The sequence below is a fragment of the Skermanella sp. genome (genome assembly GCF_059503625.1).
On sequence record NZ_JCACHA010000273.1, the window covers coordinates 1 to 3062 of the forward strand.

The 3062-nt window shown below is 61.8% G+C and carries 2 protein-coding genes and 1 pseudogene; 2 read left to right on the forward strand and 1 reads right to left on the reverse strand.

Translation table 11 applies throughout. The features are described 5' to 3' along the window. Positions 1-626, reverse strand: a 626-nt coding sequence (locus AC5JJ6_RS06430; protein ID WP_496041245.1) for a hypothetical protein, incomplete at its 3' end; no start/stop codon positions are given. A gap of 270 nt (positions 627-896) precedes the next feature. Here AC5JJ6_RS06430 and AC5JJ6_RS06435 point away from each other — a divergent pair. Continuing rightward, positions 897-1675, forward strand: a pseudogene (locus AC5JJ6_RS06435) (IS5 family transposase). A 130-nt stretch (positions 1676-1805) separates the two neighbouring features. Further along, positions 1806-2894, forward strand: a complete 1089-nt coding sequence (locus AC5JJ6_RS06440; protein ID WP_496041246.1) for a PA0069 family radical SAM protein — start codon at positions 1806-1808, stop codon at positions 2892-2894. Positions 2895-3062: the final 168 nt, after the last annotated feature.

The window sequence follows — 3062 nt, forward strand, 5'->3', positions numbered from 1 at the left end:
ACCGCGTCTACGCTGCTCGTCATGACGCCGTGCAGTGTATTGTGACGAATTCGCCTCCCAAGATAGGATTCGATACCAAATTCGTTATTGACGCAGAACTCGAAAAACGCTTCGCGCGCAATCTGCTCGACTAGGTATTCGTCTGCACGCGTAAATTCAAGAATACCAATGCTTTTCTCTTCGACGGCTTCCTGCAAAGCTATGATTGCGTCATTCAAAGGCACCTGCGTCAGGCGCGATAGGACTGCGATTGTCTTGATAGCCTCAGTCGATTCGGTGGACCAAGCGTTGATGAACCCACATGCATAAGCTGCCTCCAAACGGGCGCTCTTGGCTTGAAGTTTATGGATCCGAGGCACGGCGCCCTGCAATAGGCTGGTGACCGACCGCTTGCGCAGACCTGCGGGTGAATCGAGAATCGTCGCGGCCGCGACCATATCGGTCTCGTTCACATTGTTCCGTAGGGCATCAATCCCTGCAGTGGGAAGTTCGCCCCGTTGCGCATCGGCTACTATGCCGCGTACTACATTGCGCCGACCTATGGAAAATCCCTTGATCGTTCTCGTGACTGTTTGACTTATGGCGTGTGTCTTGAACCGAAAAGACAGACTTTCGACCTTTAGCATGTAGCATAACATCCATGTGCTATCACGATAATCTATGCCAACACTGTATAAAACTGCTGGTATGAGGTCCAACGCTTTTGAGCCAATTTAATAGGATAAAGATACAAAACGTGTTGAATAAGCCGATAAGGAAACAAAGCATTCTCGTTTAAGGAAAAAAAAGCGTTATGTATAAAATTTTTCCTTGCAGGAGTATGGCAGTTTTGCTGCGGGCACTTAGAGCGCCTAACAAAACCTTGATCAAGGTGGGCCGCTGCCTATCTGAAGGGCATGGCGAAACCCCTTGTCAGCGATGAGCTGTGGGCGGTCGTGGCGCCGTTGCTTCCGGCGCGCCCGCCCCGTCCGAAAGGCGGTCGGCCGCCGGTCGATGATCGAGCGGCGTTGACCGGCATTCTGTTTGTTCTGAGAAGCGGCATTCCGTGGGAAATGCTGCTACAGGAGATGGGCTGCGGCTCCGGGATGACCTGCTGGCGGCGTCTGCGCGACTGGCAGGCCGCCGGGGTGTAGGAGAGGCTGCACCATGTCCTTCTTGACCGGTTGGGTACGGCCAATGAGATTGATTGGAGCCGGGCGGCGCTGGACAGCTCCAGCGTTCCGGCCAAAAGGGGGGCCTTGAGACCGGGCCGAACCTGACCAACCGGGGCAAGGCAGGCTCCAAGCGCGATGTCGTCATCGACGCCAACGGCATCCCGCTGGCCGTGACCCTGTCGGCCGCCAACGTCCACGACAGCCGGATGCTGGAAGCCACGGTCGACGCCATCCCGGCCATTCGCCAGTGCGCCGGCCGGCCCGCCAAGCTGCACGCCGACAAGGGCTATGATTTCGCCCGCTGCCGGCGCGCCATCATCCCCCGCATCGCGCGCCGCGGCATCGATAACAGCGAGCGCCTCGGCCGCCACCGCTGGAAAGTCGAGCGCACCCTGGCATGGTTCGCCCGCTTCCGGCGGATCGTCGTCCGCTACGAACGTCGTGCCGACATCTTCGAGGCCTTCCATTGCCTCGCCACCGCTCTCATAACCTTCCGCTTCGTCGAAAAATGGTTTTATTAGGCGGTCTTAGTCTCCTTATTGACGTACAAAGATTTGCACAAGGCTTGGGAGTTGCCAAGCAGGCGCCGTGCGGGGGGGGGATCATAAATGTTCCCTTTATGTTCACGCCCAATCAGCCTATCCTGCCGCCATGGACGAGATCCGGCGCACTGCCCTGAAAGGCCGGGGGGCGATCAGCAACGAGTCGTCGCGCTTCGAGCGCGAGCGGCGGGTGCTGGTCGATGATGGCTGGGATGCCAGGGGCGAGGACGGGCGGGAGGAGGAGCGGGGGCCGGCCACGGTGGTCGGGGATGATTCGGCGCGGACGGCGATCACGCGCAATGCGTCTCCGGATGTGCCGTTCGACCAATCGCTCAACCCGTACAAGGGCTGCGAGCACGCCTGCATCTACTGCTTCGCGCGGCCGACCCACGCCTATCTCGGGCTGTCGCCAGGGCTGGATTTCGAGACGCGGATCTTCCGCAAGAAGAACGCGGCGGAGCTGCTGGAGCGGGATCTTCGTGCAAAGAGTTATGTCTGTCAGCCGCTCGCCATCGGGGCCAATACCGATCCCTACCAGCCGGTCGAGCGGACGGAGCGGATCACCCGCTCGGTGCTGGAGGTCTGCCGCGACTTCAACCAGCCGGTCGGGATCATCACCAAATCGGCGCTGGTGACGCGCGACCTCGACATCCTGGGGCCGATGGCGGAACGCGGGCTGGCGGCGGTTGCGGTTTCCGTGACGACGCTGGACAGGGAGCTGGCGCGGCGGATGGAGCCTCGGGCCAGCACTCCGGCGCGGCGGCTGGAAGCGGTCCGGGAACTGACGGCCGCCGGGGTGCCGGTCTCGGTGCTGGCAAGCCCGATGATCCCCGCGCTGAACGACCACGAGCTTGAAGCTGTTCTGGAGGCGGGCGCCGCCGCTGGGGCGGTCGGGGGCAGCTATATCCTGCTGCGGCTGCCGCTGGAGATCAAAGACCTGTTCGAGGAATGGCTGCGCGAGCACGTCCCGGACCGCGCCGACCGGGTGCTGAGCCTGATCCGGCAGGCGCGGGCGGGCGGGTTGTACCAGTCGGAGTTCGGGACCCGGATGACCGGGACCGGCCCGATCGCGGAGTTGCTGTCGCGGCGCTTCAAGCTGGCGTGCCGCCGGCTGAACCTGACCGGCCGGCGCTGGGACCTGGATTGCACGCAGTTCCGCCCGCCGCCGAAGGCGGGGGATCAGTTGTCGCTGCTGTAGAGGGCGTCCCGATTGAAGTCCCCTCTCCACCCTTCTCGGGAGAGAGGTGAGGGGGTGAGAACGTTTCTGTGATACCTGGGGCTGAAGAAGTTGATTAGTGAAGGCGCTCCTGCCGTAGGTCGTGCTAAATCGAAGCGGGCGCCGGCCAGCCGGCGCGGCGATGTCGGC

What these genes read in the sequence shown, in the direction of transcription:
- AC5JJ6_RS06440 (WP_496041246.1), top strand. Translation starts at nt 1,806, where the DNA reads ATGGACGAGATCCGGCGCACTGCCCTGAAAGGCCGGGGGGCGATCAGC.